This is a genomic window from Pseudomonas sp. TH04, from assembly GCF_016651355.1.
Classification (GTDB): Bacteria; Pseudomonadota; Gammaproteobacteria; order Pseudomonadales; family Pseudomonadaceae; genus Aquipseudomonas; species Aquipseudomonas fluorescens.
On sequence record NZ_JAEKEA010000001.1, the window covers coordinates 4,846,768 to 4,863,554 of the forward strand.

14 protein-coding genes and 1 pseudogene are annotated in these 16,787 nt (G+C 59.0%); 8 read left to right on the plus strand and 7 right to left on the minus strand.

The window, feature by feature from the left end; all coding sequences use genetic code 11:
* Window positions 1-74: 74 nt before the first annotated feature.
* The gene (gene mvaT, locus JFT85_RS21810) at window positions 75-449 is read right to left on the minus strand and encodes a histone-like nucleoid-structuring protein MvaT (RefSeq protein WP_005790963.1); all 375 of its coding nucleotides are present in this window, start codon (window positions 447-449) and stop codon (window positions 75-77) included.
* Between the two features lie 348 nt (window positions 450-797).
* Between mvaT and purU the strand changes: the two genes are divergently transcribed.
* The gene (gene purU, locus JFT85_RS21815; protein WP_005790961.1) at window positions 798-1,646 is read left to right on the plus strand and encodes a formyltetrahydrofolate deformylase; all 849 of its coding nucleotides are present in this window, start codon (window positions 798-800) and stop codon (window positions 1,644-1,646) included.
* Window positions 1,647-1,732: 86 nt separating this feature from the next.
* Complete coding sequence (locus JFT85_RS21820; RefSeq protein WP_169875601.1) at window positions 1,733-1,903, plus strand: hypothetical protein; 171 nt, start codon at window positions 1,733-1,735, stop codon at window positions 1,901-1,903.
* A gap of 36 nt (window positions 1,904-1,939) precedes the next feature.
* Here the strand turns inward: JFT85_RS21820 and JFT85_RS28775 are convergent, their stop codons facing one another.
* Entirely contained in the window at window positions 1,940-2,704 is a 765-nt protein-coding gene (locus tag JFT85_RS28775) for a methyl-accepting chemotaxis protein (protein WP_371850819.1), read from the minus strand.
* Between the two features lie 93 nt (window positions 2,705-2,797).
* Window positions 2,798-3,832: pseudogene (locus JFT85_RS28780) on the minus strand (HAMP domain-containing protein); the annotation flags it as partial.
* 204 nt (window positions 3,833-4,036) lie between these two features.
* On the opposite strand from JFT85_RS28780, the gene JFT85_RS21830 reads away from it, so the two are divergent.
* Window positions 4,037-5,515 (plus strand): helicase HerA-like domain-containing protein, encoded by a 1,479-nt coding sequence (locus JFT85_RS21830; RefSeq protein WP_053257774.1) that lies wholly within the window; start codon window positions 4,037-4,039, stop codon window positions 5,513-5,515.
* Window positions 5,516-5,519: 4 nt separating this feature from the next.
* Here JFT85_RS21830 and JFT85_RS21835 read toward each other — a convergent pair whose 3' ends face one another.
* Window positions 5,520-5,975 (minus strand): DUF721 domain-containing protein, encoded by a 456-nt coding sequence (locus tag JFT85_RS21835; protein WP_069553475.1) that lies wholly within the window; start codon window positions 5,973-5,975, stop codon window positions 5,520-5,522.
* Window positions 5,976-6,280: 305 nt separating this feature from the next.
* Between JFT85_RS21835 and secA the strand changes: the two genes are divergently transcribed.
* From secA to JFT85_RS21850, 3 genes are all read left to right on the plus strand, one after another.
* Window positions 6,281-9,016, plus strand: a complete 2,736-nt coding sequence (gene secA, locus JFT85_RS21840) for a preprotein translocase subunit SecA (protein ID WP_053257772.1) — start codon at window positions 6,281-6,283, stop codon at window positions 9,014-9,016.
* 122 nt (window positions 9,017-9,138) lie between these two features.
* Window positions 9,139-10,356 carry a bifunctional glutamate N-acetyltransferase/amino-acid acetyltransferase ArgJ gene (gene argJ / locus JFT85_RS21845; protein WP_201230400.1) on the plus strand — a complete coding sequence of 406 codons (1,218 nt, stop codon included), beginning with the start codon at window positions 9,139-9,141 and terminating at the stop codon, window positions 10,354-10,356.
* 20 nt (window positions 10,357-10,376) lie between these two features.
* Window positions 10,377-11,321: a Nudix family hydrolase gene (locus JFT85_RS21850; RefSeq protein ID WP_053257770.1), complete on the plus strand. Its 945-nt coding sequence runs from the start codon at window positions 10,377-10,379 to the stop codon at window positions 11,319-11,321.
* A gap of 128 nt (window positions 11,322-11,449) precedes the next feature.
* Here the strand turns inward: JFT85_RS21850 and JFT85_RS21855 are convergent, their stop codons facing one another.
* Genes JFT85_RS21855 through JFT85_RS21865 form a run of 3 tightly spaced genes read right to left on the minus strand, consistent with a single transcriptional unit; the run spans window position 11,450 to window position 15,031 of the window.
* Entirely contained in the window at window positions 11,450-12,028 is a 579-nt protein-coding gene (locus tag JFT85_RS21855; RefSeq protein WP_053257769.1) for a cob(I)yrinic acid a,c-diamide adenosyltransferase, read from the minus strand.
* A gap of 2 nt (window positions 12,029-12,030) precedes the next feature.
* Window positions 12,031-14,067 carry a sensor histidine kinase gene (locus JFT85_RS21860; protein ID WP_069553474.1) on the minus strand — a complete coding sequence of 679 codons (2,037 nt, stop codon included), beginning with the start codon at window positions 14,065-14,067 and terminating at the stop codon, window positions 12,031-12,033.
* 46 nt (window positions 14,068-14,113) lie between these two features.
* Window positions 14,114-15,031 carry a putative 2-dehydropantoate 2-reductase gene (locus JFT85_RS21865; protein WP_069553481.1) on the minus strand — a complete coding sequence of 306 codons (918 nt, stop codon included), beginning with the start codon at window positions 15,029-15,031 and terminating at the stop codon, window positions 14,114-14,116.
* A gap of 122 nt (window positions 15,032-15,153) precedes the next feature.
* On the opposite strand from JFT85_RS21865, the gene JFT85_RS21870 reads away from it, so the two are divergent.
* Both JFT85_RS21870 and JFT85_RS21875 read left to right on the plus strand, forming a co-directional pair.
* Window positions 15,154-15,639 (plus strand): YajQ family cyclic di-GMP-binding protein, encoded by a 486-nt coding sequence (locus JFT85_RS21870; RefSeq protein WP_053257767.1) that lies wholly within the window; start codon window positions 15,154-15,156, stop codon window positions 15,637-15,639.
* 136 nt (window positions 15,640-15,775) lie between these two features.
* A complete protein-coding gene (locus tag JFT85_RS21875; protein ID WP_053257766.1) occupies window positions 15,776-16,618 on the plus strand; it encodes a mechanosensitive ion channel family protein in 843 nt (280 codons plus the stop codon).
* Window positions 16,619-16,787: the final 169 nt, after the last annotated feature.

A 16,787-nucleotide genomic window follows, 5' to 3' on the forward strand; every position in this document is an offset into this window, starting at 1 on the left:
ATTCGGACAATAAAAAACGCCAGCAAGCTGGCGTTTTTTTATGTGTTGCATATCAGGCGACAGCCCGACCAGGCTTAGCCCAGCAGGGTAGCCCAACCTTCAACGACGTCGCCGCCCCACTTGGCTTTCCACTCTTTCAGCGTTTTGTGGTTGCCACCTTTGGTTTCAATCACTTCGCCGTTGTGCGGGTTCTTGTATTGCTTGACCTTGCGAGCACGCTTGGTGCCGGTAGTTTTCACAGCGCCACGAGGTGCTTTGACTTTCGATTCCGGATCCAGCAGCGCGATGATGTCACGCAGGGATTTGGAGTATTCACCCATCAGGGTGCGCAGTTTGCCTTCGAATTCCAGCTCGGTTTGCAGCTTGTCGTCTTGGGACAGGTTCTTCAAACGGGCTTGCAGCTCTTTGATAGCTTCTTCGGTGGCGCGGTATTCGTTGATCAGAGACATGGGGACTACCTTATGTAGAGCACTGATTGACAGGGAGTGGCCCAATAATAGTCAGGCAATTTCCTCAAGTAAACATATAAGGAGCTATTTATGTGAATTACTTTGAATGTTTGTGGCAATGCTATGCAATCGAGTTAATTAGTAGGTGGTAGGCGTAAAGATAATCTCGTTTTATTTTTGATAACTGCCTGAGTGTGCGGTGGCAGCGTCATATAGCAGCGCTAAACCCTTACGCTATTAAGGGATGTCGCCAGGCCGGGTGTGCAGATTAAGGCGCAAGGAATACTGCAGTTTTTCTGCGTAATCGCTAGAATGGCGACCTTTGCGAAGTTCTGGAGTTTTCCCCTAATGCGCACTTTTCGGCTGGTGATTGCTTGCCCGGACCGGGTTGGCATCGTTGCCAAAGTCAGTAACTTTCTGGCCTCCCACAACGGTTGGATCACCGAGGCGAGCCATCACTCGGACGATCTCAGCGGTTGGTTTTTCATGCGTCACGAAATTCGTGCCGACACGCTGCCCTTTGGCCTTGAAGCTTTTCGTGAGGCTTTTGCGCCGATCGCCGAAGAGTTTTCGATGACCTGGCACATCACCGACACGGAGCAAAAAAAGCGCGTGGTACTGATGGCCAGTCGTGAGTCCCATTGCCTGGCTGACCTGCTGCACCGCTGGCACAGCGATGAGCTGGACTGTGAGATCGCCTGTGTGATTTCCAACCATGACGACCTGCGCAGCATGGTCGAATGGCACGGCATCCCGTATTACCACGTGCCGGTCAACCCACAGGATAAAGAGCCGGCGTTCGCCGAGGTCTCTCGCCTGGTCAAGCAGCATGAAGCTGACGTGGTCGTGCTGGCGCGCTACATGCAAATCCTGCCGCCGGAACTGTGCCGCGAATACGCGGGTAAGGTGATCAATATTCACCACAGCTTCCTGCCGTCGTTTGTGGGGGCCAAGCCTTACCACCAAGCCTCCTTGCGTGGCGTGAAGCTGATTGGCGCAACCTGCCACTACGTCACCGAAGAGTTGGACGCCGGCCCGATCATCGAGCAGGACGTCGTGCGCGTCAGCCACAGCGACAGCATCGAAGACATGGTGCGTTTCGGCCGTGACGTCGAGAAGATGGTTCTGGCCCGTGGCCTGCGCTACCACTTGGAAGATCGCGTGCTGGTGCACGGCAATAAGACGGTCGTGTTCTGATCGCGACGTACTTATTGAAGAATAAGGGGCCTGGGCGTTAAATCGTCCCAGGCCCTTTTTCTTTGCCTTTCATTGAGGATTGATGGATGAGCGATCCGCTGGACAAAGCCACCTCCAAAGCCCCAGCGACGCTGGGGGAGGGGTGTTTGAGCCGGTTCGACCCGGATGAGCTGGACGCAGAGGACGGCACCGAGTTTCCCGGTGCCGCGCACCTATGGGCGCGCGAACAGGCCAAACTCGAGCCCAAGGACGAATAGTGACCCGCCGCCATGCCAGGCGGCGGGCTGTCCGCATCAGATCCGGAAGCTGCCCACCAACTGCTTCAAACGGGATGCCTGTTGCTCCAGGTCGGTACACGCACGCAGCGTTGAGTGCAGGTTTTCCACACCTTCCTGGTTGAGGGTGTTGATCTCGGTGATGTCCATGTTGATCGACTCCACCACCGAGGTCTGTTCTTCGGTAGCGGTGGCCACTGACTGGTTCATGCCGTCGATCTCGCCAATGCGCTGGGTCACGCTGTTGAGGCGTTCGCCGGCCAGGTTGGCGATGTCCACACTCTCAAGGCTATGGCGCTGGCTTTCGCTCATGGTGCTGACCGATTCCCGGGCGCCGACTTGCAGCTCTTCAATCATCTTTTGCACTTGTTGCGCCGATTCCTGGGTGCGGTGCGCCAGGTTGCGCACTTCATCGGCCACCACCGCAAACCCGCGCCCGGCTTCCCCCGCGCGCGCCGCTTCGATCGCGGCGTTAAGTGCCAGCAGGTTGGTTTGCTGGGAAATGCTGGTGATGACCTCCAGAATTTGCCCGATATTCACGGTCTTGCTGTTGAGCGCTTCGATATTGCTGCTGGAAGCACTGATCATCGCGGATAACTTGGTCATCGCCGTGATATTGCGATCAACCACTTGCTGACCGTCTTCGGCCAATTGCCGCGCATCGCTGGCCTGGCCGGAAGCCTGCGCAGCATTACGGGCGATCTCTTGTGCAGCGGCGCCCAGTTGGTTGATGGCGGCGGCGACACTGTTGGTACGGTTGGCCTGCTCATCGGAGTTGACCATGGACGAGTTGGACGCACTGACCACGCGCAGGGCGACTTCGTTGACCTGCTCGGTGGCCGAGGACACTTCGCGAATCGATGTATGAATCCGTTCCACGAAACGGTTGAATGCGTTACCCAACGTGCCAAATTCGTCGTGATTCTGGATGCTCAGGCGGCGTGTCAGGTCACCTTCGCCATCGGCGATGTCCTGCATGGCACGGGTCATCACATGCAGGGGTTGCAACAGCACACGGATCAGCATGCCGAGGAGCGCGATGATGATCACCACGGCAATGATCGTGGCGATGACGGCTGAGGTACGGAATTTGCTGAGCATGGCGAAGGCTTTGTCTTTATCCACCGAGACGCCCAGGTACCAGTTCACCGACGGCAGGCCCTTGATCGGGGTAAAGGTGACGATGTTGTCCTTGCCGTTGGCTTCAACTTGGCTGAAGTCACCGCTGATTTTTGGTGTGTTTTTCGGGTACACGTCAGCCAGGGTTTTCATCACCAGGTTTTTGTCCGGGTGCACCAGCACTTTGCCGTCAGCACTGACCAGGAAGGCATAGCCCATGTCACCGAAGTTCAGCGCACTGATGTTATCCACCAGGGTTTGCAGGCTCAGGTCGCCGCCGACCACGCCGATGCTCTGGCCGGTCTTGGTGGTGCTGGGGGTGGCAACAGAAATGATCAACTGCCCGGTAGCGGCGTCGATGTAAGGTTCGGTCAGGGTCGAGCCGTTGCTGCTCTGGGCGCCTTTATACCAGGGACGAACCCGTGGATCGAAGCCATCCGGCATCTTGGTGTCGGGGCGGATGGTGAAGGCGCCTTTGCTGTCACCCACGTAGGTTGCCATGAACGAGGAGGTCAGGGCCTTCTGCTCGAGCAGGCTGGCAACCACACTGGGGTCAGGATTGATGGCGATGTTTTGTGCCGCATTCTCTACCAGGGCAATACGACCGGTCAGCCAGGTTTGAATATTGCTGGCGGTGACATCGCTCATTTCATGCAGGTAACTATTGAGGTCGTCGCGAATCGCGTTGCGTTGCAGGTAGTCGTTATAAAGGGTAAACAGCGCGAAAGCGGCGATGACGATAAGGGAGGCTGCAAGCAGGATCTTGTGGCTGAAGCGCAGGTTTTTATTCATGGCTTGTAGGGTCCGCTAAGGTCTTAATATCCGAAGCGCATCCTCATGGGATACGCAAAATGACAGCGTCAAAAAAGGTGTGATACTGCTGGTAATAGCTCTGTGAGTCCCTGTAGGAGCTATCTGACCTATTTTTAGACTTTGTGGGTCTTACATCTGTCTGTATCGACCTGGCGGCACTAAAGATTAACCAAAGGTGACGAAATGCCTGATTCCTCGCAACTCCTTATCGGCGCTGGTCTTGATGGCCAACCCATCGCCCAGGCCATGCGTCTGGCCAACCGTCACGGGTTGATTGCCGGCGCCACCGGCACGGGCAAGACCGTCACGTTGCAGCGCCTGGCGGAGGCCTTCAGTGAGGCGGGTGTGGCGGTGTTCGCCGCGGATATCAAGGGCGACCTGTGTGGTCTGGGGGCGGCGGCCAACCCGCAAGGTAAAGTCGCCGAGCGCATCGCGGGTATGCCCTTCCTTAACTACACGGCCAAGGCTTATCCGGTGACGCTGTGGGATATCCACGGGCAGTCCGGTCATCCGCTTCGCACCACCATCAGCGAAATGGGGCCTTTATTGCTCGGCAGCCTGCTGGAGCTCACCGACAGCCAGCAGTCGGCACTCTATGCCACGTTCAAGGTGGCTGACCGCGAAGGGTTGTTGCTGCTCGACCTCAAGGACCTCAAGGCATTGCTCAACCACCTGCGTTATCACCCGCAATTGCTGGGCGACGATGCAGCGCTGATGACTACTGGCTCCAGCCAGGCACTGCTGCGGCGCCTGGCCGTGCTCGAACAGCAAGGTGCCGAAGCCTTGTTTGGTGAGCCGGCCCTGCAACTTGAGGATATTTTGCAGCCGGCCAGTGATGGCCGTGGGCGCATCCACCTGCTCGACGCCAGCCGCTTGGTGCATGAAGCGCCTAAGGTCTACGCGACCTTCCTGCTGTGGCTGCTGGCCGAGCTGTTCGAACAGTTGCCAGAACGCGGTGACGCCGATAAGCCGCTGCTGGCGTTGTTTTTCGACGAAGCGCATTTGTTGTTCGCCGATACACCCAAGGCTTTGCAGGACCGACTGGAGCAAGTGGTCCGTTTGATCCGGTCCAAAGGTGTTGGTGTGTACTTCGTCACTCAGTCTCCCGGTGATTTGCCTGACACGGTATTGGCGCAATTGGGCTTGCGTATTCAGCACGGTCTGCGTGCGTTCACCACTAAAGAGCAGAAATCCTTGCGCGCCGTGGCGGACGGTTTCCGGCCTAACCCGGCGTTCGATGCCTTGTCGGTATTGACTGAGTTGGGCACCGGTGAGGCATTGGTGGGCACTTTGCAGGAAAAGGGCACACCAGAAGTCGTCCAGCGCGTGCTGGTCGCACCGCCACAGTCGCGCATCGGGCCGCTGAGCGAGGCCGAACGTGCGGCCTTGATCGCCAGTTCGCCATTGCAGGGGCGGTATGACAAGCCGATTGACCGGGAGTCGGCCTATGAAGTGCTGATGGCGCGCAAGGAACTTGGGGTCAGCGAAGAGGCGAAGCCCGCCGCCGAAGAGCCGAGCTTTACCGACAAAGCGGGTGCCTTTCTGGGCACCACGGCTGGCAAGGCACTCAAGTCAGCGATGCAGCAGGCCGCCAATCAGATGGGGCGGCAGCTGGTGCGGGGCTTGTTGGGGTCGTTATTGGGCGGCAGCAAGCGCAAATAACGCTTCAGGATTTGGGTTTGCCGTGGGCGGCCAACCGCTCGAGCGCCGCGCGCAAGCCCGGGTCACTGATGCCGTCAGCCGTTGCCTGAATGGTTTCGGCGGCGTTCTCCGAGAGGTCCATCGTGTGCCCCACCGCGCCTTGCTGCACGGTGGGCGGCTGCACCTTGAACTGGATACGGGTCAAGCTGGCAAACTCATCAAATGCCATCAATTGTCGCTGCAGGCGTTTTTGCTGATAGCGCAAACGGGTTGCCCAATGGCCGTCGGTGACAATTAACAGCAAATTACCCTCGCGCCAGGACGCCACATGGCAATGCTCACGAGCAGCAGGTTGCAGCTGGCTTTCGACCAGGCGTTGCAAATGGCCCAAGCGTTGTGCGTGGCCAAAGATGGCTTTTAACGGCTTGGCTTCGCGAAGCAACACGCTGGGCGCGCGGGCTGTAAGAGGGCGAAATGCCATGTTTAGACACCTTAAGTAACAGAGCCGCCATCTTAGCAGAAAGCGCCTGAGCGGCCCCAGGCAATGCGATAGCAGGGTAATGCTCGTGAAATCAATAGGTAACTTCTGCGCTCCATGGGTTGAAGTTCCCGCAAAAGCCCTTATTTTAAACAGGCCCTCTCACCGCCCCATGCCAGCATCGGGGAACAACGCCACTTTCCTCACCCACGATTCCGGGTAGAATGCGCGTTCGCATGCGGCCGTGAGGGCTGCTCGGGCCACTCACGGTGCGCCCTCCATCCCTATGTGTGGAAGAACCTGCCGATATGTTTGCGCCTTTGTTAAAGAAACTTTTTGGAAGCAAGAATGAGCGCGAAGTCAAACGCATGCTCAAGACGGTGCAGCTGGTTAATGCCTTCGAAGAGCAGATGGTTGCCCTTTCGGACGAGCAATTGCGCGCCAAGACCCAAGAGTTCAAGGCCCGCATAGCCAAAGGTGAAACCCTCGACAAGCTGCTTCCCGAAGCCTTTGCGGTCGCCCGTGAAGCCGGTAAGCGTGTCATGGGCATGCGCCACTTCGACGTCCAGTTGATCGGCGGCATGACCTTGCATGAAGGCATGATTGCCGAAATGCGTACGGGTGAAGGCAAGACCCTGGTGGCAACCCTGGGTGTTTACCTCAACGCACTGTCCGGCAAGGGCGTGCACGTTGTGACGGTGAACGACTACCTGGCGCGCCGGGACGCCAATTGGATGCGCCCGCTGTATGAATTCCTCGGCCTGACCGTCGGCGTGGTAACGCCGTTCCAGCCGCCGGAAGAGAAGCGTGCCGCCTACGCTGCCGACATCACCTACGGCACCAACAACGAATTCGGTTTCGACTACCTGCGCGACAACATGGCGTTCAGCATGGAAGAAAAATTCCAGCGCGAACTCAACTTTGCCGTGATCGACGAAGTCGACTCCATCCTGATCGACGAAGCCCGTACTCCGCTGATCATCTCCGGCCAGGCCGAAGACAGCTCGCGCCTGTACACCGAGATCAACAAGTTGATCCCGCGTCTGGTGCAGCACATCGAGGAAGTGGAAGGCGTGGTGACCAAAGAAGGTCACTTCAGCATCGACGAGAAGACCCGTCAGGTTGAGCTCAACGAAGCCGGTCACCAGTTCGTCGAAGAGATGCTGACCCAGATCGGCGAGTTGGCCGAAGGTGAAAGCCTGTACTCGGCGCACAATCTGGGCCTGTTGACCCACGTGTATGCGGGCCTGCGCGCTCACAAGTTGTTCCATCGCAACGTTGAATACATCGTCCAGGACGGCCAGGTCGTACTGGTTGACGAACACACCGGCCGTACCATGCCGGGGCGTCGTCTGTCCGAAGGCCTGCACCAGGCTATCGAAGCCAAGGAAGGGCTCAACATCCAGGCTGAAAGCCAGACGTTGGCGTCCACCACCTTCCAGAACTACTTCCGTCTGTACAACAAACTGTCCGGCATGACCGGTACGGCCGACACCGAAGCGTTCGAATTTCATCAGATCTACAACCTGGCTGTGATGGTGATTCCACCGAACAAGCCGCTGGCGCGTAAAGACTTCAACGACCTGGTGTTCCTGACCGCCGAAGAGAAATACGCGGCGATCATCAACGACATCAAGGACGGCATGGCCCAGGGGCGTCCGATCCTGGTGGGTACCGCAACCATCGAAACGTCCGAGCACGTGTCCAACCTGCTCAACAAGGAAGGCATCGAGCACAAGGTCCTCAACGCCAAGTTCCACGAAAAAGAAGCCGAGATCATCGCCCAGGCCGGTCGCCCAGGCGCACTCACCATCGCCACCAACATGGCCGGTCGTGGTACCGACATTCTGTTGGGCGGTAACTGGGAAGTGGAAGTGGCCTCGCTCGACAACCCGACCCCTGAGCAGATCGCCCAGATCAAGGCCGACTGGCAGAAACGCCACCAGGCTGTGCTCGAATCCGGCGGCTTGCAGGTGATCGCGTCCGAGCGTCACGAATCGCGCCGTATCGATAACCAGCTGCGTGGTCGTGCCGGTCGTCAGGGTGACGCCGGTTCCAGCCGTTTCTACCTGTCTCTCGAAGACAGCCTGATGCGTATCTTTGCCTCGGACCGCGTGAAGAACTTCATGAAAGCCCTGGGCATGCAGTCCGGTGAAGCGATCGAGCACCGCATGGTGACCAACGCCATCGAGAAGGCCCAGCGCAAGGTAGAAGGCCGTAACTTCGACATTCGTAAGCAACTGCTTGAGTTCGATGACGTCAACAACGAACAGCGTAAAGTGATCTATCACATGCGTAACACGTTGCTGGCCGCCGACAACATTGGCGAGACCATTGCCGATTTCCGTCAGGACGTGCTCAACGCTACCGTCAGCGCCCATATCCCGCCACAGTCGCTGCCTGAGCAGTGGGATGTTGCCGGTCTGGAAGCTGCGTTGAAGAGCGATTTCGGGGTCGACTTGCCGGTTCAACAGTGGCTGGACGAAGACGACCACCTGTACGAAGAAACCCTGCGCGAGAAGCTGATGACCGAGCTGCTGGCCGCGTACAACGAGAAAGAAGAGCAGGCGAGTGCCGAAGCACTGCGCACCTTCGAGAAGCAAATCGTACTGCGCGTGCTGGACGACCTGTGGAAAGACCACCTGTCGACCATGGACCACCTGCGTCACGGTATCCACCTGCGTGGCTACGCCCAGAAGAACCCGAAGCAAGAGTACAAGCGCGAGTCGTTCACGCTGTTCTCCGAACTGCTGGATTCGATCAAGCGCGATTCGATTCGCGTGCTGTCCCACGTTCAGGTGCGTCGCGAAGACCCGATCGAGGAAGAAGCTCGCCTGCGTCAGGAAGCCGAAGCACTGGCTGCGCGCATGCAGTTCCAGCATGACGAAGCCCCCGGTCTGGAAGCCCCGGAAGTCCTGGGCGAAGAGGTCGATGTGGCCTTGGCTCAAGCCCCGGTTCGCAATGATCAGAAGCTGGGTCGCAACGAACTGTGCTGGTGCGGTTCGGGCAAGAAGTTCAAACACTGCCACGGCGAAATCAACTAAGATTTTTGCCTGACGCTGCAACACCCCGCGCCGCGACCGGCTTTTGCCGTCGCGGCGTTTTGCCATTAATTCACCGTCGATAGCGACGGCACAGACATCACCTATTTTTAAGGAGCGCATTCATGGCTGTTGGTCTTGGTCCTTTGCCCACATTGCACCCGGTTGCCGGTTTTGAACTCGGTATCGCTTCGGCCGGCATCAAACGCCCGGGGCGCAAGGATGTGGTGGTGATGCGCTGTGCCGAAGGCTCGACGGTCGCGGGTGTGTTCACCCTCAATGCCTTCTGCGCCGCACCGGTTATCCTGGCCAAGCAACGCGTTGCCGGCCCGATCCGTTACCTGCTGACCAACACCGGCAATGCCAACGCCGGCACCGGCGAGCCTGGTCTGGTCGCCGCAGCCCGCACTTGCGCCAAGCTGGCCCAACTGACCGGCGTGGACGCCAGCCAAGTGCTGCCATACTCCACCGGCGTGATCGGCGAGCCGTTGCCTGTGGAAAAGATCGAAGGTGCATTGCAAGCGGCGCTGGACGACCTGTCTGTGGATAACTGGGCGGCTGCGGCCACCGGTATCATGACCACCGACACGCTGCCCAAGGGCGCGAGCCGTCAGTTCGTGCACGACGGTGTGACCATCACCGTGACCGGCATCAGCAAGGGCGCGGGCATGATCCGTCCGAACATGGCCACCATGCTCGGCTACATTGCCACCGACGCCAAAGTCTCTCGCGACGTGCTGCAGCGCCTGATGCTGGACGGCGCCAACAAGTCGTTCAACCGCATTACCATTGATGGCGACACCTCGACCAACGACTGCTGCATGCTGATCGCGACCGGCCAGGCCAGCCTGCAGGAAATCACCTCCACCGAGGGCCCGCTGTTCGCGGCGCTGAAACAGGCCGTGTTCGAAGTGTGCATGGACGTGGCCCAGGCCATCGTGCGCGACGGTGAAGGCGCGACCAAGTTCGTCACCGTTGAAGTCAACGGCGGCGGCAATCATCAGGAATGCCTGGACGTCGGCTATACCGTGGCGCATTCGCCGCTGATCAAGACCGCCTTGTTCGCCTCCGACCCGAACTGGGGCCGCATCCTCGCCGCCGTTGGGCGTGCCGGCGTGCCTGACCTGGACGTGAGCAAGATCGACGTGTTCCTCGGCGACGTGTGCATTGCCAGCCGTGGCGCGCGCGCCGAAACCTACACCGAAGCCCAAGGCTCGGCCGTGATGCAGCAGGAAGAAATCACCATCCGTATCGAGCTGGGTCGCGGTGAGTGCAGCGAAACCATCTGGACCACTGACCTGTCCCACGAGTACGTGAAGATCAATGCGGAATACCGCACCTGATAGCCAAGAGGATAAGCGCGGTGAAACGAGTGCATGTAGCAGCAGCGGTGATCCGCGGTGTCGACGGCAGAATCCTGCTGGCGCGCCGCGCGGATACTCAGCACCAGGGCGGCCTGTGGGAGTTTCCCGGCGGCAAGGTGGAGGCTGAAGAATCGGTCGCCACCGCGCTGTCCCGCGAGTTGAAGGAAGAGCTGGGCATTCAGGTCACCACGGCGCGACCGTTGATCAAGGTGCAGCATGACTACGCCGACAAGCAGGTGTTGCTGGATGTCTGGGAAGTCTCGGCCTTTACCGGCGAGCCCCATGGTGCCGAAGGGCAGCCGTTGGAATGGGTCGCCCCGCGGGATTTGCCCAACTATGAGTTCCCTGCGGCCAATGCTCCAATCGTCGCAGCGGCGCGGTTACCGGCCGAGTACCTGATTACTCCGGGTGAGCTGGAAACCCCAACGCTGCTGCGCGGTATTCAGAAAGCCATTGCCGGTGGCATCAAGCTCATTCAGCTGCGTGCGCCCAACGGTTACGACCCGAAATACCGTGACCTGGCGGTGGATGCTGTTGGCCTGTGTGCCGGCAAGGCGCAATTGATGCTCAAAGGGCCGTTTGAATGGCTGGGGGATTTTCCGGCGGCGGGTTGGCACATGACCTCGGCGCAGCTGCATAAATACGCGAGCAAGGGCCGACCGTTGCCGAAGGATCGCTGGTTGGCGGCCTCGTGCCATAACGCTGAAGAACTGGCGCTGGCGCAAATGATGGATGTGGATTTCGTTACGCTGTCGCCGGTGCAACCGACCCAGACTCACCCTGATGCCCAGCCGTTGGGTTGGGAGCTGGCTGCACAGTTGATCCGTGGGTTCAGCAAGCCGGTGTTTCTGTTGGGCGGGGTTGGGCCTGCCGAGCGGGAGCAGGCTTGGGACGCTGGCGCTCAGGGTGTGGCGGGCATTCGGGCGTTCTGGCCTGAGGTTTAATGTTGTTCTGAATGGCCCCTTCGCGAGCAAGCCCGCTCCCACACTTGACCGAGTTCCAACGTTGGAATGCAGTCAAATGTGGGAGCGGGCGTGCTCGCGAAGAGGCCAGATCAGTCACCAAACAAACATCAGTGTGGCTTAGCCGCCGCCTGCCAAAGAATTTCAGCAACACCCTGGCGCTTGGCAATCACCCTGGCCGCCACAAACAACAAATCCGACAGCCGATTGATATACGCCAACCCCAGGCCTTCCAACGGCTCAACCGCATTCAAATGCTGACACCGCCGTTCCGCACTTCGCGCTACGCTGCGGCACACGTGGGCCTGGGCAATCAGCGCTGAGCCACCGGGCAGGATGAAGTTTTCCAACGACCCGACTTCCTCGTTCCAGCGATCAATCGCGGCTTCCAACCGATCGACTTCGGCCGCATTCAACGCCTTGTACACCGGCATTGCCAGTTCACCGCCGAGGTCGAACAAACGATGCTGGCAGGGTGTGAGCACTTCAATCACATCCATCAGTGCCGGATGCTTGCCGCTCTGTTCTTCAAGGTTGGCCAGCAGCAAACCCAACTGACTGTTCAGCGTGTCGACCTCGCCAATCGCTTCCACCCGAGGGTGGTCCTTGGGGACGCGGCGGCCGTCGCCGAGGCCCGTCTCGCCGTTGTCGCCGGTGCGGGTGTAGATCTTCGACAGGCGAAAGCCCATGGTCATTGCTCCAGTTGAGTCAGTTCATTGGGTGGCATTTGGCTGCCGGCCAAAGGCAGGCGCAGTGTGAAGCAGGTGCCCTGGCCGAGGGTGGAGTGCACCTCCATCTGCCCCTTATGGTTGTTGGTAATGATGAAGTACGACACCGACAGCCCAAGCCCGGTGCCTTGGCCAATTTCCTTGGTGGTGAAAAACGGCTCGAACGTGCGTTTGCGCACGTTTTCGCTCATGCCGATGCCGTTGTCTTCCACTTGGATCTCCGCCCACGGCGGATTGAGGCGGGTACGCAGGATAATTCGCCCAGGCTCACGGTCGTCTTCGCGCAGGTGAATGGCCTGGGCGGCGTTTTTGAGCAGGTTGAGCAGCACCTGTTCGAGTTCGTTGGCAGTGCCGGGAACCGGGCCCAGTTGCGGGTCGAACTGGCGAATGATCGCCTGGCCTTTGAAGTCAAAGCCGATTGTCAGGTCGAAGTCATTACCGGCAATTTCCACGGCCTGATCGATCAGTGCCGGCAAATCGCAAGGTGCCATCTGGCGATTACTGCGGCGGCTGAAACTGAGCATGTGGGTAACGATTTTCGCCGCTCGGGCGCCTGCCTGCTGAATGCCGTCGAGCAGTTGCGGTACTTCGCGGCTTTGCAGGTAGTGGTTGACCGTGTCCAGTTCGATGCCCGCCTGTTCGGCGTACTCCAGGTTTTTGGGCAGGTCGGGAGACAGGCGGCGGCGGATATTCTGCACGTTGTGCAGGATAGCCCCCAGCGGGTTGTTGATCTCATGGGCCATGCCTGCGGCAAGGCCGCCGACGGAGAGCATTTTTTCCGACTGCACCATCATTTCTTCCAGGGACAAGCGCTGGGTGATGTCGTCGATACGAATGACCACGCCGCGCCCGGCGCCGCCCATCAATGGATAGAAGGTCAGGGCGTAATGCTTGGGCTCGTCATCCTTGATCCACGTGACGCGCTCAATGCGTTCCACCGTGTGTTGCTCGACCGTCGCCTTGATTTGCGGCAGGTACGGCTTGAGCGGCTGGAAGGCGAGGAAGATCGGCTGATTCAACGCTTCATCCAGGCGCGTGCCGGAAAGGGCCGTCGCTTCCTGGTTCCACTGGGTGACATACAGCTGTTCGTCCAGCGCGATCAATGCCGAGGGCATCGAGTCGATGATGCTGTTGAGGTAGTTCTGGAACCCGGTGAGTTTTTTCTCGATCTTGCTGCGAACCTGCACTTCGAGTTCCAGCTTGCGGTTGGTGTGACGCGTCTCCTCAGCCAGGCCTTGGGCCTGATCGTACGCAGCCTGTGAGTCATCGCGCGCGCGTTTGAGCTGCTGCTCGCGAGCCTCGATACGCGACAACATGGTATTGAACGCTTCGGCCAGGCTGCCGATTTCATCATGGTTGCCGCGTCCGGCGCGCAGGGCGTAGTTCTCCTCGCGGGTCACCTGGCGCGAGAGTTCTTCCAGTTCATGGATTGGGCGCGTGATCAGGCGTTTGATCTGCCGAGCGATGACCAGCCAGAGCAGCACACTGAAAATCAGAATGCCCAAGCTGGCGGTCAGCGTGCCGGTATAGAAGGCCACCGGCAGCTCACTGCTGGCCACCAGCAGTAAATGCCCGGAGGGCTGGCCGGCGCGGGGCAGGGTGATGACCTGGTTGCTGCGAAATTCGGTCAGGCGCCACGCCTCGATCTGCCGGTAGTTGTCTGGCAGATGCAGGCGATTGCCGTGTTGCATCTGCGCCAGGCGGGTGCCCTCGCCGTCGTACAGCGCCGCCGCGCGCAACGGCGAATAGCTGGTCAGCTCATTGAGCAGGGCGTCGGCCTTGGCTGGCGACTCAAGGGCTTCGGCGGCAAGTGACGGGCTGGAAACCAGCCGACCAATGGCCTGCAATGCCTGCGGCGCCATGCTTTCCTGGGAGATCCAATAGGCGGCACTGATAAACGTCAGGTTGGCCACCAGCAATACCGTGGTCAATAGCACCAGCAGGGCGGCCAGCAGTTTCTGCCCTACCGGTAGGTTTTCAAGACGCTGGCGCAGTGGCATCAGGGTTTTTCCAGGTGATAGACAGGTAGGCAGGGTAGCGCGTGCCTCAGTCGCTGGCCAATCCGCGTGCTTGCAAGTAGTCGACCAGGCGCGCCTGCACCTGTTGCAGATGCGGCAGTACCAATTGATGGCGGGCAGCGGCCAGGCAGGCATAGCCCAGCAGGTAGCTGATTTCAGTGCGCCGGGCGTTGGCCACGTCCTGATACATGGAGGAGTAATTGGCGGCAGTGGCCTGGATCACCCTTTGCACTTCGCTGTGCAGATCCTCGGCGGCGGCCGGTTGACCGCAGCACTCAAGCAACTCGGCCAACTCGGCGCACAGGGTTGCGACTTCACACTGATGGGCTTGCAAGCCGCCGTTGCGGCACTGGTAAAGCACGGTCAACGGGTTGATCGCGCAGTTAAGGGCCAGCTTGCGCCACAGCCGAGTGAGGATGTCAGTGCTCCATTCGTGGGGGATGCCGGCGCTGTGCAGGTCTTCCAGCCATAGCGGCGCAGTCGGGTGGCCAACGTCCCCCAGCCAGGTGTAGCCATGGCCGGCAAACACTACGCGCCAGTCGCCATCGCGAAATGCGCCCTCGGTGCTGGAGGCAAAGACGCAGCGCGCCTGGGGCAGTTGCGCGGCCACCGCGTCCTGGCTGCCGAGGCCGTTTTGCAGCAGGATCAGTTCGGCGTCTGGCACCAATCGGTGTTGCAACTGTGCGATGGCGCTCTGGGCATCGTAGGCTTTGCACGCCACCAGTAGGCGATGAATCGGCTCGGGGCTGTCAGGTGTTTCGCCGCTCACTGGGTAGGTGCTTTCTATTCCTTGCTCCACCAGGGTCAGGCCTTTCGCCGTCTGATAGCTGGCCAGGCGCGTTGTGTCGCGCAGGATCAGCCTGACCGGCACGCCCGCGCGCGCCAGGCGCGTGGCCCAGAGTGTGCCCAGGCTGCCGGCGCCGAGAATGTGCCAGGTGGTCGACATGAGTTTGTGCTCCGTAGGGTCGCTCACGGTGAACGGGGCGAAAGAACCGCTATAATGCCAGCGCATTTTAGCTCGGGCGCGCTCCATCTCTACTGAGCCCCCCCTTATATTGGAGAAATGACATGCCTTCGTTCGACGTGGTATCCGAACTGGACAAACACGAAGTCACCAACGCCGTCGAGAACGCCGTCAAGGAACTGGACCGTCGCTATGACTTGAAAGGCAAGGGCAGCTTCGAATTCAAGGAAAAGGAACTGACCGTCAACCTGACCGCTGAAGCCGATTTCCAGCTGGAAGCGATGATCGAGATCCTGAAGCTGTCTTTGGTCAAGCGCAAGATTGATGCGCAATGCCTTGAAATCAAAGAGGCCTACGCGTCCGGCAAGCTGATGAAGCAGGAAGCGGTCCTCAAGGAAGGTATCGACAAAGAGCTGGCGAAGAAGATCGTTGCCCATGTCAAGGATGCCAAGCTGAAAGTCCAGGCCGCCATCCAGGGTGAGCAGGTTCGCATCACTGGCAAGAAGCGTGATGATTTGCAGGAGGCAATTGCTGCCCTGCGCGCGAAGACCTTCGACATGCCGCTGCAGTTCAATAACTTCCGCGACTGATGGCACTTTGGGGAACCTGTGGGCGTTTTTGACGTCCCACGCCCCAGACTCTGTGCCTACACTTGAGCCCTACGGGGCTCATTTGCGTTTTTAGGCAGTCAATAAAGCCGCACATCCGCGCAACAGGAGAAGATAGATGGATTTAAACGCTGAAGTGGATCACCTGGTCAAGGCCTCGCAGACCTGGATCCCGATGATTATGGAATACGGCAGCCGCGTATTGCTGGCGGTGGTCACCCTGGCCATCGGCTGGTGGTTGATCAATAAATTGACCCATAAGATGGGTCGTCTGTTGGCCATGCGTAACGCAGACCTGGCGCTTCAGAGCTTTGTTACCAGCATTGTGAACATCGTGCTCAAGATCATGCTGGTGATCAGCGTGGCGTCGATGATCGGGGTGGAGACCACGTCGTTCGTTGCGGCGATCGCAGCGGCAGGCTTTGCCATCGGCATGGCACTGCAAGGCAGCCTGACCAACTTCGCTGGCGGCGTACTGATTCTGTTGTTCCGTCCGTTCCGCATCGGTGACTGGATTGAAGCCCAGGGCACTTCCGGTACCGTCGACAGCATCCAGATCTTCCATACCGTGTTGCGTACCGGTGACAACAAAACCGTGATCGTGCCAAACGGCATCCTCTCAAACGGCATCATCACCAACACCAACCGTCAGCCGACCCGTAAGGTGGTGTTCGACGTGGGTGTCGACTATGAAGCTGACCTGCAGAAAGCCCGTGAAGTGCTGCTGGAACTGGCGAAAGACCCACGCGTGCTGGCTGACCCGGCGGCTGTCGCCGTGGTGTCGACCCTGGGCGATAGCTCGATCACCGTGTCTTTGCGTTGCTGGACCAAGACGGCTGATTACTGGGACGTTATGTTCATGCTGAATGAACTGGCGCGTGACCGCCTGAAAGGCGCGGGAATTGATATTCCGTTCCCGCAGCGAGTGATTCGCGTGATGCAGGAACCGGTTGCGAAATAACTAAGTGGCGGGGCGTCGAACTTGGCCGACAGGTCAGGTTCGATGCAAGCATTTAATCTCGTTAGTTAGCTTGCTAGTTATTTCGTCATTGAAATAAAACTGCAATAAAAAAGCCGCTCCTTTGCATGCAAGGGAGCGGCTTTTTATTTAAGGCCGAAGCCTTAACTCA

Excerpts from the sequence above, each read along its gene's own strand:
- mvaT (WP_005790963.1), bottom strand. The coding sequence starts at position 449 with ATGTCTCTGATCAACGAATACCGCGCCACCGAAGAAGCTATCAAAGAG.
- purU (WP_005790961.1), top strand. The coding sequence starts at position 798 with ATGCGCACTTTTCGGCTGGTGATTGCTTGCCCGGACCGGGTTGGCATC.
- JFT85_RS21820 (WP_169875601.1), top strand. The coding sequence starts at position 1,733 with ATGAGCGATCCGCTGGACAAAGCCACCTCCAAAGCCCCAGCGACGCTG.
- JFT85_RS28775 (WP_371850819.1), bottom strand. The coding sequence starts at position 2,704 with ATGGTCAACTCCGATGAGCAGGCCAACCGTACCAACAGTGTCGCCGCC.
- JFT85_RS21830 (WP_053257774.1), top strand. The coding sequence starts at position 4,037 with ATGCCTGATTCCTCGCAACTCCTTATCGGCGCTGGTCTTGATGGCCAA.
- JFT85_RS21835 (WP_069553475.1), bottom strand. The coding sequence starts at position 5,975 with ATGGCATTTCGCCCTCTTACAGCCCGCGCGCCCAGCGTGTTGCTTCGC.
- secA (WP_053257772.1), top strand. The coding sequence starts at position 6,281 with ATGTTTGCGCCTTTGTTAAAGAAACTTTTTGGAAGCAAGAATGAGCGC.
- argJ (WP_201230400.1), top strand. The coding sequence starts at position 9,139 with ATGGCTGTTGGTCTTGGTCCTTTGCCCACATTGCACCCGGTTGCCGGT.
- JFT85_RS21855 (WP_053257769.1), bottom strand. The coding sequence starts at position 12,028 with ATGGGCTTTCGCCTGTCGAAGATCTACACCCGCACCGGCGACAACGGC.
- JFT85_RS21860 (WP_069553474.1), bottom strand. The coding sequence starts at position 14,067 with ATGCCACTGCGCCAGCGTCTTGAAAACCTACCGGTAGGGCAGAAACTG.
- JFT85_RS21865 (WP_069553481.1), bottom strand. The coding sequence starts at position 15,031 with ATGTCGACCACCTGGCACATTCTCGGCGCCGGCAGCCTGGGCACACTC.
- JFT85_RS21870 (WP_053257767.1), top strand. The coding sequence starts at position 15,154 with ATGCCTTCGTTCGACGTGGTATCCGAACTGGACAAACACGAAGTCACC.
- JFT85_RS21875 (WP_053257766.1), top strand. The coding sequence starts at position 15,776 with ATGGATTTAAACGCTGAAGTGGATCACCTGGTCAAGGCCTCGCAGACC.